This window comes from Clostridium kluyveri, assembly GCF_001902295.1.
GTDB lineage: Bacteria > Bacillota > Clostridia > Clostridiales > Clostridiaceae > Clostridium_B > Clostridium_B kluyveri_B.
This window is the reverse complement of record NZ_CP018335.1, coordinates 1,077,173-1,092,417: the sequence shown is the minus strand read 5'-3', so window position 1 is coordinate 1,092,417 and position 15,245 is coordinate 1,077,173. Positions and strand designations below refer to the sequence as shown.

15 protein-coding genes are annotated in these 15,245 nt (G+C 34.3%); all 15 read right to left on the bottom strand.

From position 1 onward, the window contains the following. Positions 1-3: 3 nt before the first annotated feature. Entirely contained in the window at positions 4-1,332 is a 1,329-nt protein-coding gene (locus tag BS101_RS05540; protein WP_073537917.1) for a 4Fe-4S dicluster domain-containing protein, read from the bottom strand. Between the two features lie 214 nt (positions 1,333-1,546). After that, entirely contained in the window at positions 1,547-2,095 is a 549-nt protein-coding gene (locus tag BS101_RS05535) for a BMC domain-containing protein (protein WP_011989417.1), read from the bottom strand. Between the two features lie 17 nt (positions 2,096-2,112). Next, the gene (locus BS101_RS05530; protein WP_073537915.1) at positions 2,113-3,438 is read right to left on the bottom strand and encodes a 4Fe-4S dicluster domain-containing protein; all 1,326 of its coding nucleotides are present in this window, start codon (positions 3,436-3,438) and stop codon (positions 2,113-2,115) included. 70 nt (positions 3,439-3,508) lie between these two features. After that, the gene (locus tag BS101_RS05525) at positions 3,509-4,057 is read right to left on the bottom strand and encodes a BMC domain-containing protein (RefSeq protein ID WP_073537916.1); all 549 of its coding nucleotides are present in this window, start codon (positions 4,055-4,057) and stop codon (positions 3,509-3,511) included. A gap of 17 nt (positions 4,058-4,074) precedes the next feature. Beyond that, the gene (locus BS101_RS05520; protein WP_073537917.1) at positions 4,075-5,403 is read right to left on the bottom strand and encodes a 4Fe-4S dicluster domain-containing protein; all 1,329 of its coding nucleotides are present in this window, start codon (positions 5,401-5,403) and stop codon (positions 4,075-4,077) included. A 119-nt stretch (positions 5,404-5,522) separates the two neighbouring features. Further along, positions 5,523-6,071 (bottom strand): BMC domain-containing protein, encoded by a 549-nt coding sequence (locus BS101_RS05515; RefSeq protein WP_011989417.1) that lies wholly within the window; start codon positions 6,069-6,071, stop codon positions 5,523-5,525. 17 nt (positions 6,072-6,088) lie between these two features. After that, positions 6,089-7,414, bottom strand: coding sequence for a 4Fe-4S dicluster domain-containing protein (locus BS101_RS05510; protein WP_073537915.1), 1,326 nt, complete (start codon positions 7,412-7,414; stop codon positions 6,089-6,091). A 292-nt stretch (positions 7,415-7,706) separates the two neighbouring features. After that, positions 7,707-7,988, bottom strand: a complete 282-nt coding sequence (locus BS101_RS05505; RefSeq protein WP_011989415.1) for a EutN/CcmL family microcompartment protein — start codon at positions 7,986-7,988, stop codon at positions 7,707-7,709. 33 nt (positions 7,989-8,021) lie between these two features. Further along, the gene (locus BS101_RS05500; protein WP_073537914.1) at positions 8,022-8,972 is read right to left on the bottom strand and encodes a flavoprotein; all 951 of its coding nucleotides are present in this window, start codon (positions 8,970-8,972) and stop codon (positions 8,022-8,024) included. Positions 8,973-9,032: 60 nt separating this feature from the next. Continuing rightward, complete coding sequence (gene eutJ, locus BS101_RS05495) at positions 9,033-10,052, bottom strand: ethanolamine utilization protein EutJ (protein ID WP_073537913.1); 1,020 nt, start codon at positions 10,050-10,052, stop codon at positions 9,033-9,035. A gap of 12 nt (positions 10,053-10,064) precedes the next feature. After that, positions 10,065-10,727, bottom strand: a complete 663-nt coding sequence (locus tag BS101_RS05490) for a phosphate propanoyltransferase (protein WP_073537912.1) — start codon at positions 10,725-10,727, stop codon at positions 10,065-10,067. 6 nt (positions 10,728-10,733) lie between these two features. Beyond that, entirely contained in the window at positions 10,734-11,801 is a 1,068-nt protein-coding gene (locus tag BS101_RS24210; RefSeq protein WP_073537911.1) for a BMC domain-containing protein, read from the bottom strand. A gap of 382 nt (positions 11,802-12,183) precedes the next feature. Further along, positions 12,184-12,714, bottom strand: a complete 531-nt coding sequence (locus BS101_RS05480; RefSeq protein WP_073537910.1) for a diol dehydratase small subunit — start codon at positions 12,712-12,714, stop codon at positions 12,184-12,186. A gap of 101 nt (positions 12,715-12,815) precedes the next feature. After that, positions 12,816-14,480: a propanediol/glycerol family dehydratase large subunit gene (locus BS101_RS05475; protein ID WP_073537909.1), complete on the bottom strand. Its 1,665-nt coding sequence runs from the start codon at positions 14,478-14,480 to the stop codon at positions 12,816-12,818. A 466-nt stretch (positions 14,481-14,946) separates the two neighbouring features. After that, the gene (gene eutM, locus BS101_RS05470; protein ID WP_073537908.1) at positions 14,947-15,225 is read right to left on the bottom strand and encodes an ethanolamine utilization microcompartment protein EutM; all 279 of its coding nucleotides are present in this window, start codon (positions 15,223-15,225) and stop codon (positions 14,947-14,949) included. Positions 15,226-15,245: the final 20 nt, after the last annotated feature.

Here is a 15,245-nt window from a genome sequence, read left to right as displayed (position 1 = left end):
CCCTTAAATAGCTTTTATGACTACATTTTCATTTACTTCAACAACAGTTCCGTTGATGCTGGCATGTACATTTGTTCCCATTTTTCCTTCGTCTATTGCTCCTATCATCTGTCCTTTTTTAACCACATCTCCTACTTTTACAACTGCTGTAGATGGTGCACCTATACCCTGTTTCAATGGAATACTTACCTGTGCTGGTACCAATTCTTCATTTTCTTTATATGGTTGTCCCTTATACTTATTCATTCCAAGTCTTGTTATAAGCATACCTGTAGGAACTTTTCTGAATTCTCTCTGAGGATCCCCTGTAAATACGTCTGTTTCATTCTTCCATTTTATACCTTTTGCTCCTAACTGAGCTTTGACATATCCATTTATACGTCTTGGAGATAACCCATTTGGACATGCATACATTTCACATACTCCACACTGACAGCATATTATTGCTTCCTTAAGAACTTCTTCATCGTTTCTCCCTAATGCCATAGTTCTCATTATTTTATGTGGGTGTAGTGGATGTCCAATCTGATATCTAGGACATAATTCTGTACAATAACGGCATTGTTCACAGGCTGCTTTTGCTCTGTGTACCATCTCATCTATAGTAAGTCTTTCTCTTTCAGCTACATAATGTTCCTTTGGAATTACTATAATTCCTCCATTGGTTTTTGTAATAAATGTATTTTCTGCTTCCTCTTTTGAGATTTTCTTTCCCATCATAGGTCCGCCCATTATTACTACGTAATCACCTACTGTGGCTCCTCCGCATTTTTCTATACATTCTGTAACTTTTGTTCCTATTGGAACTTTTACTATGGCAGGACTTCCCACTTCTCCTACAACAGTTACATATTTGTATGTAACAGGCTCATCTTTTAGAGCTTCAAATACATTAAATACTGTACCTACATTTGATACCACTGCTCCTACACTTGAAGGTATTGCTCCTGGTGGTATTGTCTTTCCTGTTACTTCATAAACCAGTATCTGCTCATCTCCTGCTGGATAGAAACTCCTGTTTAAAAACAGTTCTACTGGAGAATTTAATTTCTTTATAGACTTTGTAAGTGCATCTATTTCATTATAATAAACGTTTTTTAAACCTATTACAATTTTTTCTGCCCCTAATGATTTTCCTATTATCTCTGTTGCTCCTACTATTTCGTCACTGTGATTTCTCATGAAATATTTATCAGACTGTAATAGCGGTTCACACTCTAAAGCATTTACTATGAAATATTTAACTTTGGTATTCAGCTTTACATGAGTAGGAAATCCTGCTCCTCCAGCTCCTATAATACCTGCATCTTTGATCTTTTTTAGTAAATCCATCATTACACCTCTCTTACCCCTAAAGGTTGTAATATTTATACTACCGTATTTACATTATTGTGAATGTTATATGTCTATCCTCCAAAGCCTATTTCTGCATAAGAAGGTGCATTCTTAACAAATATAGTAGTATCTATTTTTTTAGATAAATCTATACTATTAGATTATATTACATACCTATAAATTATCTTATTTAAATATAATTTTATATATCTTACAATAAATATTGTAATAAATCTTTGCTTGGTCCGGATATAACTTCACTATTTACAAGCATTCCAGTTTCAAGTGAAACATTAACTCCAGCTTCTACTGCATTCTTAACTGCACTTACATCTCCTGTTAAAGTTACGAAGGATTTTCCCCCTACTCCAACTCCCATTCTAACTTCTATAAGCTGTACATCTGCTGATTTAGCTGCTGCATCTGCTGCAACTATTCCTGTTGCTATACTGAAGAACTCCATAACTCCTAGGTCTTTTAATTGTGAAACCCCTGTTGCTTCATTTATTGCTGGAATTACCTGTTCATGTACATTTGGAAGTAATAACTTGTCTACTACATGTTGTCCTCCTATGCTTACTCCCGCTTCTATTGAAGCTGTAACAGCTCCTACATTTCCTGTAATCAATATAATGTATTTTCCTGGACAAACAGTCTTTGATAAAAGCAGCTTTACTTCTGCAGCCTTTACCATGGCATCTGCTGTTTTTATTCCTTTCGCTATACTATTTAACTCTACCATTCCTATAGTTCTTACCATGATATCACCTCAACTTTTTATATAGCCTTTATGACTACATTTTCATTTACTTCTATAACTTCGCCTTTAATGCTGGCATGCACATTTGTTCCCATTTTTCCTTCGTCTATTGCACCTACCATCTGTCCTACTTCCACTATGTCTCCTACTGAAACTATTGCTGTAGATGGTGCTCCAAGTCCCTGTTTCAATGGTATACTTACCTGTCCTGGAACTAATTCTTCTCCCTCTTTAATTGACTGTCCTTTATATTTATTCATTCTTAATCTTGCGATTAATCTACCTGTTGGTATTCTCTTCTCTTCTCTCATTATCCTGCCTTCAAATTGGTCTGTTTCATTTTTCCATTTTATACCCTTTGCCATCATCTGTGCTTTAACATATGCATTCATTCTCCTTGGTGATAATCCCATAGGACATGCAAACATTTCACACACTCCACATTGACAGCATATTATTGCTTCTTTAAGTGCTTCATTTCCTTCAGCTAAAGCTATGCCTCTCATTACCTTGTGTGGATGTAATGGATGTCCAATCAAAAATCTTGGACACATATCTGTACAATAATGACATTGTATACATGATGATTTTGCCTTGTTTATCATGTGGTCTATTGATATTGATTCTTTTTGCTGTATAAGATGGTTCCTTGGAATTACTATAATTCCTCCATTAGTTTTCGTAATAACTGTGTCTTCTGCTTCCTCTTTTGAAAGCTTCTTTCCCATCATAGGTCCACCCATTATTACTATATAGTCATCTACTGTAGTTCCCCCACATTTGTCTATACATTCCATAACTTTTGTTCCTATTGGAACTTTTATGATTGAAGGGTTTCCTACTTCTCCTATAACAGTTACATACTTATATGTAACCGGTTTATCATTAACAGCATCAGCAATATTAACTACTGTACCTACATTTGATACCACTGCTCCTACGCTTGAAGGTATTCCTCCTGGTGGTATTGTCCTTCCTGTTACTTCATAAACTAATACTTGCTCATCACCTGCAGGATAAAAAGCTTCACTTAAAAATAATTCTACTGTTGAATTCAATTTGTTTATTGACTTTTTAAGTACTTCTATTTCAGTGTGGTAAGCTGCTTTCAAGCCTATTACAGCATGTGCTGCTCCAATCGCTTCCCCTATTTTTTGTACTGTCTCTACTATTTCGTCACTGTAATTTCTCATCAAATATTTATCTGACTGCAGTAATGGTTCACATTCTAAACCATTTACTATGAAATATTCAACTTTGGTATTCAGTTTTACATGAGTTGGAAATCCTGCTCCTCCAGCTCCTATAATACCTGCATCTTTAATCTTTTTTAGTAAATCCATCATTACACCTCTCTTAACCCTAAAGTGTTGTAATACTATACTACTCTACTTATATTATTCCTTACATATTCTATAACAAATGTGGCAATAAATCTCTGTTTGGTCCGGATACGACTTCACTGTTTACAAGCATTCCAGTCTCAAGTGAAACATTAACACCTGCTTCTATTGCATTCTTAACCGCACTTACATCTCCTGTAAGAGTTACAAAAGATTTTCCGCCCATTCCCATTCCTAATCTAACTTCTATAAGCTGTACATCTGCCGCTTTAGCTGCCGCATCTGCTGCAACAATTCCTGTTGCCACACTAAAGAATTCCATAACTCCTAAATCCTTTAATTTTACAACACCTGTAGCCTCATTTACTGCAGGAATTACCTGTTCATGAACATTTGGAAGCAATAACTTGTCTACTACATGTTTTCCTCCTATGCTCACTGCTGCCTCTATTGAAGCTGTAACAGCTCCTACATTTCCTGTAATCATCACAATGTATTTACCAGGACAAATAGTTTTTGCTAACAGTAATTCAACTTCTGCTGCCTTTATCATGGCATCTGCTGTCTTTATTCCTCTTGCTATACTGTTTAATTCTATCATTCCTATAGTTTTTATCATGGTTATCACCTCAACCCTTAAATAGCTTTTATAACTACATTTTCATTTACTTCAACAACAGTTCCGTTGATGCTGGCATGTACATTTGTTCCCATTTTTCCTTCGTCTATTGCTCCTATCATCTGTCCTTTTTTAACCACATCTCCTACTTTTACAACTGCTGTAGATGGTGCACCTATACCCTGTTTCAATGGAATACTTACCTGTGCTGGTACCAATTCTTCATTTTCTTTATATGGTTGTCCCTTATACTTATTCATTCCAAGTCTTGTTATAAGCATACCTGTAGGAACTTTTCTGAATTCTCTCTGAGGATCCCCTGTAAATACGTCTGTTTCATTCTTCCATTTTATACCTTTTGCTCCTAACTGAGCTTTGACATATCCATTTATACGTCTTGGAGATAACCCATTTGGACATGCATACATTTCACATACTCCACACTGACAGCATATTATTGCTTCCTTAAGAACTTCTTCATCGTTTCTCCCTAATGCCATAGTTCTCATTATTTTATGTGGGTGTAGTGGATGTCCAATCTGATATCTAGGACATAATTCTGTACAATAACGGCATTGTTCACAGGCTGCTTTTGCTCTGTGTACCATCTCATCTATAGTAAGTCTTTCTCTTTCAGCTACATAATGTTCCTTTGGAATTACTATAATTCCTCCATTGGTTTTTGTAATAAATGTATTTTCTGCTTCCTCTTTTGAGATTTTCTTTCCCATCATAGGTCCGCCCATTATTACTACGTAATCACCTACTGTGGCTCCTCCGCATTTTTCTATACATTCTGTAACTTTTGTTCCTATTGGAACTTTTACTATGGCAGGACTTCCCACTTCTCCTACAACAGTTACATATTTGTATGTAACAGGCTCATCTTTTAGAGCTTCAAATACATTAAATACTGTACCTACATTTGATACCACTGCTCCTACACTTGAAGGTATTGCTCCTGGTGGTATTGTCTTTCCTGTTACTTCATAAACCAGTATCTGCTCATCTCCTGCTGGATAGAAACTCCTGTTTAAAAACAGTTCTACTGGAGAATTTAATTTCTTTATAGACTTTGTAAGTGCATCTATTTCATTATAATAAACGTTTTTTAAACCTATTACAATTTTTTCTGCCCCTAATGATTTTCCTATTATCTCTGTTGCTCCTACTATTTCGTCACTGTGATTTCTCATGAAATATTTATCAGACTGTAATAGCGGTTCACATTCTAAAGCATTTACTATGAAATATTTAACTTTGGTATTCAGCTTTACATGAGTAGGAAATCCTGCTCCTCCAGCTCCTATAATACCTGCATCTTTGATCTTTTTTAGTAAGTCCATCATTACACCTCTCTTCCCCCTGAAATGTCGTAATATTTATATTACTATTTACTATTAATTATATACTTCCCTCCAAAGCATCGCTGCATAAGAAGGTGCATTTCTAACAAATTTAAATCTTACAATAAATATTGTAATAAATCTTTGCTTGGTCCGGATATAACTTCACTATTTACAAGCATTCCAGTTTCAAGTGAAACATTAACTCCAGCTTCTACTGCATTCTTAACTGCACTTACATCTCCTGTTAAAGTTACGAAGGATTTTCCCCCTACTCCAACTCCCATTCTAACTTCTATAAGCTGTACATCTGCTGATTTAGCTGCTGCATCTGCTGCAACTATTCCTGTTGCTATACTGAAGAACTCCATAACTCCTAGGTCTTTTAATTGTGAAACCCCTGTTGCTTCATTTATTGCTGGAATTACCTGTTCATGTACATTTGGAAGTAATAACTTGTCTACTACATGTTGTCCTCCTATGCTTACTCCCGCTTCTATTGAAGCTGTAACAGCTCCTACATTTCCTGTAATCAATATAATGTATTTTCCTGGACAAACAGTCTTTGATAAAAGCAGCTTTACTTCTGCAGCCTTTACCATGGCATCTGCTGTTTTTATTCCTTTCGCTATACTATTTAACTCTACCATTCCTATAGTTCTTACCATGATATCACCTCAACTTTTTATATAGCCTTTATGACTACATTTTCATTTACTTCTATAACTTCGCCTTTAATGCTGGCATGCACATTTGTTCCCATTTTTCCTTCGTCTATTGCACCTACCATCTGTCCTACTTCCACTATGTCTCCTACTGAAACTATTGCTGTAGATGGTGCTCCAAGTCCCTGTTTCAATGGTATACTTACCTGTCCTGGAACTAATTCTTCTCCCTCTTTAATTGACTGTCCTTTATATTTATTCATTCTTAATCTTGCGATTAATCTACCTGTTGGTATTCTCTTCTCTTCTCTCATTATCCTGCCTTCAAATTGGTCTGTTTCATTTTTCCATTTTATACCCTTTGCCATCATCTGTGCTTTAACATATGCATTCATTCTCCTTGGTGATAATCCCATAGGACATGCAAACATTTCACACACTCCACATTGACAGCATATTATTGCTTCTTTAAGTGCTTCATTTCCTTCAGCTAAAGCTATGCCTCTCATTACCTTGTGTGGATGTAATGGATGTCCAATCAAAAATCTTGGACACATATCTGTACAATAATGACATTGTATACATGATGATTTTGCCTTGTTTATCATGTGATCTATTGATATTGATTCTTTTTGCTGTATAAGATGGTTCCTTGGAATTACTATAATTCCTCCATTAGTTTTCGTAATAACTGTGTCTTCTGCTTCCTCTTTTGAAAGCTTCTTTCCCATCATAGGTCCACCCATTATTACTATATAGTCATCTACTGTAGTTCCCCCACATTTGTCTATACATTCCATAACTTTTGTTCCTATTGGAACTTTTATGATTGAAGGGTTTCCTACTTCTCCTATAACAGTTACATACTTATATGTAACCGGTTTATCATTAACAGCATCAGCAATATTAACTACTGTACCTACATTTGATACCACTGCTCCTACGCTTGAAGGTATTCCTCCTGGTGGTATTGTCCTTCCTGTTACTTCATAAACTAATACTTGCTCATCACCTGCAGGATAAAAAGCTTCACTTAAAAATAATTCTACTGTTGAATTCAATTTGTTTATTGACTTTTTAAGTACTTCTATTTCAGTGTGGTAAGCTGCTTTCAAGCCTATTACAGCATGTGCTGCTCCAATCGCTTCCCCTATTTTTTGTACTGTCTCTACTATTTCGTCACTGTAATTTCTCATCAAATATTTATCTGACTGCAGTAATGGTTCACATTCTAAACCATTTACTATGAAATATTCAACTTTGGTATTCAGTTTTACATGAGTTGGAAATCCTGCTCCTCCAGCTCCTATAATACCTGCATCTTTAATCTTTTTTAGTAAATCCATCTATTACACCTCTCTTCCCTCTAAAGTGTTGCAATATTTATATTACTATTATGACATTATACTTCATTTTCTGAGTTCAGTAAAGAAATTTACAACTGTTAATCCTTTACTTATATTAGTACCACAATATCATAAAAATATCACACAACCCTCACTTGCAAATACAATGGGTAAATACAATAAAGAGCACTTTTAAAAAATAAAGTAATATATATTCTAATCATATACAATATTATTTAAGAATATATTTACTAAAATCAACTATATAAAATATTATTTTGAAAAGGATGCATTAAATCAAACTTTCGTTCCACTCAACGGAATCTACAATCCCCACAATTGAAGCATCTGTTGGTATATCTATAGTATTACTTGCTTTTCTTGCTCCACTTCCTGTAACCACAATAACAATTTCGTTAATGCCGGCACCTACTGTATCTATAGCAACCATAGGTTCAGTTTGTATTATATTTTCTTTCTCATCTAGTTTTTTAACTATTAGAAGTTTATTTCCTATGAGCTTTTCATGCTTTTGAGTAGAAACAACGTTTCCCACTACTTTAGCTAAAAACATATTTATTCTCCTTTTCTTAAAATTTCTCAGCTATTAACAATACCTTACAGTTATATCATTATTTTTTATATAATCTTTTGCTAAAGGAGTTATTAAAGCACCTTCTTTTACATTAATTTCTTTACACCCGTGAGCATTTTGCGTAATATCTTTCATTGTTATAATCCCCGATAACATTCTTTTGTCTTCAACTACTTTTGGTTTATTTGAACTTGTATCTGAAGACACCTTTGGAATCTCACAAACTGTTGGTGTGTCTTTTACTTTTTCTACAGTATTACTTGCTTGTTCTTGTACAGTATTGTTTACTGGCTTCATATTTCCGAGTCTACTATTTATTTGCTTCTCTACTATAGCACTGATTAGATCTTCCATACTTTCTTTATTCACAGGCTCACTCTTTTCCTCACCATGTACAGTCCTGTGATTTATAAGAACACATTTTTCTTCTATTGCTTTCTTCAAGTTACTTCCTTCTACAAAATTAATTCCTAAACTACTCAAAGTATCCTTGTAATTCAATATGAATTTATTATATGCTTTATTTTTATTAAGCCCTAAAGACACATTTGTAGGATTTTCCGGATCAAAACTATCTGTTACTGCAATTATTTCCTTATCCATCATAAGAGCTTCTGCTATCCCCGTAGTAACTAAGTTGTCTTGTATTCCAACCGCACATTTAGACAATGTGTTTCTAGTCATTACTGGTATTACTATTAAATCGTCTGCTTTTAAAGCGCCAGTCAATTCTTCTCTAGATTCTATTATCTTTCCTTTCAAACTACTAATGTAACTTTCTGGAATAACGCTCTTGGCATTTTCTGTCATAACTATATCGTATTTTATAATGCCCATGGAAGAAAGAGATTCAAATATTTCATTTAAATTAACTTCTCCTCCAGATATAAACAAAAGTGCTCTCTTGTTTAACATATTTACAATTTGAGTAACTATAGGCCTTAGTAAATCTTGAATATCCATTTACTCACCTCACTTATTTTTAAGTCATTTAACCCCTAGCCGCACTTTATAGAACATTTCCTAACTGAACTTAGTATCATTCATAGCAATTCCCATAGGTGTTACTAAAAGGGGATCGTGTGGTTTAATAGTTTTTATACCTGTATACTTTTCAAATACCTTTTCTATATCTTTTAGACAACAGGTTCCTCCAACCAGATAAATTTCATTTACATTAAACCCCTTAATATGCTGAACGACTATATCTGCCATCTTTTCTACTACTGGTCTTACTAATGTAAACACTCTATTATAATTTTTCATATCAACTTTATATTTTTCCGCCGCTTCATAATCCATCTGAAGTGCTCCAGCCACAACTAAACTTAAATGATGTCCTCCTGTAGGTTCATCTGCTGAATACACTACTTCTCCATCTTGTAATATGGATATTCCCGTAGTTCCACCACCTACATCCACTACTGCACCATTTTTTATTTTCAAAACTTCAGAAGCTGCAGTTGGTTCATCTACTACATTACTTACTTGAAATTCTGCTGCTTCTACTACATTTTGAATAACTTTTGTATTCCCTGTACTTATTCCTGGAGGTATAGCCGTAGCAGCATACAATAATTCTCTATTTAAAGTGCCCTCCAATTTACCTTTTAATTTTCTGAGTATAGTCACAGCATTTAGATATTCAACAACTATACCATCTCTAACTACATTTGCAGAAAATAATTCTCCTGCCACTGGTTTATTGTTCTCATCTAATACTGCTATAACAATATTAGAAGTACCTAAATCTACTCCAACCTTTAATTTATCATCTTTTCCCACTGCCCTAGGCTTTTTCATGACTTTTTCCATATCCATTATGAATGCATTAGCATCATCTAATATACTTTTCTTAGCTGGTTTCTTAGGTACACTTTCTTTTGAAGTTTCTTTTGAAGTTTCTTTTGAAACTTCTTTTGAATTCTGTTCTGGAACTTCTTCTGAAACCTCTTTTGGAGTTTCTTTAGGCACATCACGTTTTAAAGATTTTTTAGGTGGATCATTTACTCCTAATAAAATTCTTGAAAGCTTTCTTGCCATATCATCACCTGCTTATTTTAATATTCTAACTAAAGCATCATTTTTTATTTCACACGCATTAGCTTCATCTGTATCTATATGGAATTCTAAAGCGGATGTATCAGTTACTCTAACTAAAACATTCTTAAAAATAACCCCTTTATCTCCCATAGTTTCTACCTTTACTAAGTCTCCATCTTTTACTTCATAAACCTTTGCCTGTTCTGGTAACATATGAACATGTCTATTAGCACATATAACTCCATTCTTTAGGATTATTGATCCCTTAGGTCCAATAACAGAAAGAGTTGCTGAATTATCTAAATCTCCAGAATTTCTAACTGGTGCTTTTATCCCAAGAGTACGTGAATCTGTTCTAGATATTTCAATCTGACTATAGCTTCTTATAGGCCCTAAAATTCTTACTTTAGGAAAAATAGCCTTTGGTCCTGCAATGGCAACAGTTTCATTTGCTGCAAATTGTCCTGGTTGTTTTACTGAACCTTTAACTCCTAATTCATATCCTTCACCAAATAAACACTCTAAATGCTCTTTAGTTAAATGTATATGTCTATTGGATATACCTACAGGTATAGAAAATCCATCTTTATCAATTTCAGCCTTAGGTTCAGGTTTATTTCCAGTTATAATTTTAGCTACTATATCTTGTATTAATTTTTCATTTATTTCTACCATAATTCATCACTTTCCCATCTTTTTATAATGAAGGCATAAATGCCTTGGCTGTCCTTTTCTCCTAGGGCATGCAGGATCACGACATATATTACATACTTCATTATCCTTAGCATTCTTTTTTGAAGAAACATGATTTCCTGTTTTACCTTTATCTTTTTTAACAGCTACTTCTTCGTCTTTTTCCTTTGCTTCTTCATTAAGATCATTATCATTTGGCTCTACGCTTTCCTTGAGAGTCAAATTCTCTTCTGACTCTACATCTTTTTCAGGAGTTAAATCCTCTTCTGATTCTTCAGTTTCCTCTGAAACCGGCTCTTCTTCTGGTTCTTCAGTCTCTTCTGAAATTGACTCTTCTCCCAGTTCTTCAATCTCTTCTGAAACCGGCTCTTCTTTTGATTCCTCAGTTTCTTCTGAAACTGGCTCTTCTTCTGGTTTTTCAGTTTCCTCTGAAATTGACTCTTCTTCCGGTTCTTCAATCTCTTCTGAAACCGACTCTTCTTTTGATTCTTCAGTTTCTTCTGAAACTGGCTCTTCTTCTGGTTCTTCAGTTTCCTCTGAAATTGGCTCTTCTTCAGTTTCCTCTGAAATTGGCTCTTCTTCAGTTTCCTCTGAGATTGGCTCTTCTTCTGGTTCTTCAATCTCTTTTGAAACTGGCTCTTCTTTTGATTCTTCAGTTTCTTCTGAAACCGGCTCTTCTTCCGGTTCTAAATTTTTTTCAGAAACTAACGTTTCCTGTAGTTCTTCTTTTTTATCACAAATTAAATTTTCTTCTGTTTCTGTACTTTTAATTCCTACTGTTGAATCGGATTCTATAATCTTGTGTAAATTCTGTGCAGGTCTTGGTATGACAAGAGTTCCAACTACAGTACCTATTCTTTCTGCACTTACTTTTCCTGCATCAATGGCAGCTTTAACTGCTCCTACGTCACCTTCTATTTTAATTGTTACAAGTCCTCCTGTTGTCAACTCATAACCTATAAGGGTCACATTAGCCGATTTCACACAACTATCTGCAGCTTCTACTGCTGCAGTCATTCCAATAGTTTCAATAACACCAATAGCTTCTCCATTCATCAAAATCCCCCCCTTGCTACATTATGGAGTTAATGCATAAATTTTAGAGAATAATTATACTTCTTAAAAATAGAAATGACTACAGAACTATTTTGTCTGTTGTTCTAATTTCTCATTACTTGCACTATAAATTGATCTCAAAGGTATAACTTTATAGAATCTTGAAGCGTTACACCCAATTATTCTATATCTACTTTATTCTTTCATAAATATTTAGAGTCCTTTATTAATAAGAGGGTGATTTTCTTTAAGTTTATAGCGATGAAGTACTGCTCCTATCGTTTTTAATTGCACCGGCTGTCTCCATTATAGATTTCCAAAGCTTTACTACAACCTATCTCAGTATATCCAATGTTTAGAATTTAAACACTACTCTTTAAACCTACACTTTTATCATATTTCTTTTTTCATATGACTCAGCTGCTTCCCTAACAAACTCAGCATTTAATTTAGCTTTATACTTATTTTCAAGTTCTTCTGCTATTTCAATCAATTGCTGTCTTGTAGATTTATGAGGTTTTAAAGCATTATAAATCTCCAATACCCTAGCATCTGGAACTACAGTGAGTTCAGCTGCTCTTCTAAGATTTGCTGCAAGTTGAATATTACCTACAGATTCTGCTATTTGAGCTTGATATAAAAGTGTTTTCTTATTTATCTTAACATCATCTAAAGTTATTTTTCCATTTAACACATTTTCTAAACTTATATCATCTATAGATTTACCTGTACTTGTCTTTATAAGCTCCGGTCTCTTCTTACCTAAAGGATAATCTTTTTTACTTACAATTTCACAAGCTCTTCCACTACCATGAATTTCTTCAGACTCATATTTGTGTTCATCATTTTGAATAGATTCCATACTTTTCAAAACTTCTTTAACTATTTGTTCTATTAAATCATTACTACTCATGGCTTCACCCCTATTCAAAATTTACTCATAATGTTTTTAAATCTGAAAATTTTTATATAATCAATGGTCGCCTGTAAAATTAAGATAAATAATTAATGTTTTTAAATCTTATGGGGTTCTAAAGCAAAGTTTACATTCTTCAATTCATCCCATTTTTTTGCTTCCACCCTATAACCAGTTCCAGGGCCCATATAATCGTTTCTATCATTTATTGCACTTATAACATTATACTGCTCATCAAATATTGAAGACTGGTGCAAATAATCCCCTATTAATCTCTGCTTAAACATATTAAGTGTACTTTCAGCAACATCAGCAAAGCCTCCGCTGTAAAGCCCCTTAACTATATCTAAAACTGTAATGCCCTTATTCAATAATTTTTCAATTGACTTTAAATCTTCTTCTACATTTCTAGCTGGCATATCTCTACTGCCATGGGCATAAGTTGCAGCTTCCACTTCTTCATCAGTTATAGATGGCAATCCTAATTCCTTAAATAAAGCCTGAATTGCTCTAGCAGCCTTATTCCTAACTGCTATAACTTTTTCTTCTTTAACAGGCTTAAGACCCCCATCAATTCTTAAATCTCTTTGTAAAATTAACCAGTCATCATAATCTTCTGCATTCCAATTGGAATGTGTAAACATATTATCGTAACTTGGAGTAGAATTATACCCCGGAGATACAAAATCAACTCCAGGCAGAAATTGCAACATAGCTTTTGAAGTTTTTCTAATTTCAGAATTTGTGAAAACTTGCTCATTACCCGATACAACTTCTAGTCCAAGCATTTCAATTAAAAGGCTTCTTCCTAAAATTGCTCTCATACCTTCTGGTACTGCTGCTGAAATGCCTACACCATTCACCAATCCATTTTGCAATCCTTGAACCCCTGTACCTTTAGCCATCATTATACATCTTGCTTCTAAATAAAGCATTGATTTTCCCTCTGAATATCCCATTTGAACTTCAGAACCAATGCTTGAAGAAAACCTCATTTTAAATCCCCTCGAAGTATATGCTGAAGCTAAAAAAGAATCAGACCAGGGAGTATCATCACCCTCTACAAATGCACTTTCTGTACCATATACAGATATAGTTTCCACATAAGAAGCAAAACCAAGCATACTCAATTTAATTTCTGTAGCATCTTCCAGTAAGCATTGTGTTAATACCCCAGGTCTTCCTACCTGAGAACCTATTAAAACTGAAATTGCATTGAAAAGGGTATATCTTAACATTCCTGCCCTTGTTTCCATTTCTGCAAAACCCCTAAGGGCTCCCTCCGCTGAATCTGCTGCAATTTGAACAGGATTATCCCGCAAATTAGTCACACATGCTTGGTTTGCAGGTGTCCTTCTGGCTTTCATTTTCTGAAGAGCCATCATCATTTCTACTACATTTAAGTTACTAATTATTTCTACCAATTTTGCCGCTGTAAGTGAATTGGCTATATTCATAATTTCATCTCTGGAAATATTTATATCAACCAACATTCTAGCAATATCCAGTGAATCCATTGCCATGGCTTTTTCTGTATTTTTTACATTGATTGAATGTTCTGCAAGAAAGATATCTATAAAATCAAACTCCTCTCTGCTTTTTCCATCCATCTCAATTATTTTCCCATCTTCCACTTTAACACTTGGAATAGGATTATTAGGACTTTCTATGGCTGCAAGTCCTATTTCCGGCCATTCTTCCACAAAGCCATCCTTATGAATTGACCTTTGTTCTAATATCTCAAATCTTTCAGATCTTCTCATTAATTTACACCACCCTCTTTAGATATAAAAGTTAGTAGTAGAAACAGAACTTTGTCCCAATAATTTTAAGGCAACTACCTCTGTCTCTTACTTCTTGGGCGGCAATTACTGACTGTGTAACAGCACTTAAAATCCCACTCAATACTATACTTTTAATTCTTATTCAAGTGGTTCTTCTACTGCCCTTTTTCATCAGATACATCTTTAGCAGTTACTTAATGATTAATAACCTTATGTCCAGTTTTAACCTCTGTAATTTTTCATATTTAACACCTACAGCTTTTTCTGCAAATTCAACTGTTATTACCGGAGCCCTTACTAAACTAAATCCATTTTCCTAATGTATTACTAAAATTTTATAGGTCAAAATTTTTCAAATTATATTTTTGTTACACTGATTTAAAACCTTTTCGATTAAATCATCACTTGACATAACTGCTTTTATTAACAATCAGATTTGATGCTATTAACCAATTTTAGGTAATATTTTTTCAACATCTGTATGAGGTCTTGGAATAACGTGTACTGATACAAGTTCTCCTACTCTCTGAGCTGAAGCAGCCCCTGCATCTGTAGCAGCTTTTACTGCACCTACGTCTCCTCTTACCATAACGGTTACAAGTCCTGAACCTATTTGTTCTTTTCCTATTAATTGAACATTTGCTGCCTTTACCATTGAATCAGCTGCCTCAATAGCTCCAACTAATCCTTTTGTTTCAATCATACCTAATGCTTCTTGTCCCATAAGAACACCTCCATGAAATT

Excerpts from the sequence above, each read along its gene's own strand:
- BS101_RS05540 (WP_073537917.1), bottom strand. The coding sequence starts at position 1,332 with ATGGATTTACTAAAAAAGATCAAAGATGCAGGTATTATAGGAGCTGGA.
- BS101_RS05535 (WP_011989417.1), bottom strand. The coding sequence starts at position 2,095 with ATGGTAAGAACTATAGGAATGGTAGAGTTAAATAGTATAGCGAAAGGA.
- BS101_RS05530 (WP_073537915.1), bottom strand. The coding sequence starts at position 3,438 with ATGGATTTACTAAAAAAGATTAAAGATGCAGGTATTATAGGAGCTGGA.
- BS101_RS05525 (WP_073537916.1), bottom strand. The coding sequence starts at position 4,057 with ATGATAAAAACTATAGGAATGATAGAATTAAACAGTATAGCAAGAGGA.
- BS101_RS05520 (WP_073537917.1), bottom strand. The coding sequence starts at position 5,403 with ATGGACTTACTAAAAAAGATCAAAGATGCAGGTATTATAGGAGCTGGA.
- BS101_RS05515 (WP_011989417.1), bottom strand. The coding sequence starts at position 6,071 with ATGGTAAGAACTATAGGAATGGTAGAGTTAAATAGTATAGCGAAAGGA.
- BS101_RS05510 (WP_073537915.1), bottom strand. The coding sequence starts at position 7,414 with ATGGATTTACTAAAAAAGATTAAAGATGCAGGTATTATAGGAGCTGGA.
- BS101_RS05505 (WP_011989415.1), bottom strand. The coding sequence starts at position 7,988 with ATGTTTTTAGCTAAAGTAGTGGGAAACGTTGTTTCTACTCAAAAGCAT.
- BS101_RS05500 (WP_073537914.1), bottom strand. The coding sequence starts at position 8,972 with ATGGATATTCAAGATTTACTAAGGCCTATAGTTACTCAAATTGTAAAT.
- eutJ (WP_073537913.1), bottom strand. The coding sequence starts at position 10,052 with ATGGCAAGAAAGCTTTCAAGAATTTTATTAGGAGTAAATGATCCACCT.
- BS101_RS05490 (WP_073537912.1), bottom strand. The coding sequence starts at position 10,727 with ATGGTAGAAATAAATGAAAAATTAATACAAGATATAGTAGCTAAAATT.
- BS101_RS24210 (WP_073537911.1), bottom strand. The coding sequence starts at position 11,801 with ATGAATGGAGAAGCTATTGGTGTTATTGAAACTATTGGAATGACTGCA.
- BS101_RS05480 (WP_073537910.1), bottom strand. The coding sequence starts at position 12,714 with ATGAGTAGTAATGATTTAATAGAACAAATAGTTAAAGAAGTTTTGAAA.
- BS101_RS05475 (WP_073537909.1), bottom strand. The coding sequence starts at position 14,480 with ATGAGAAGATCTGAAAGATTTGAGATATTAGAACAAAGGTCAATTCAT.
- eutM (WP_073537908.1), bottom strand. The coding sequence starts at position 15,225 with ATGGGACAAGAAGCATTAGGTATGATTGAAACAAAAGGATTAGTTGGA.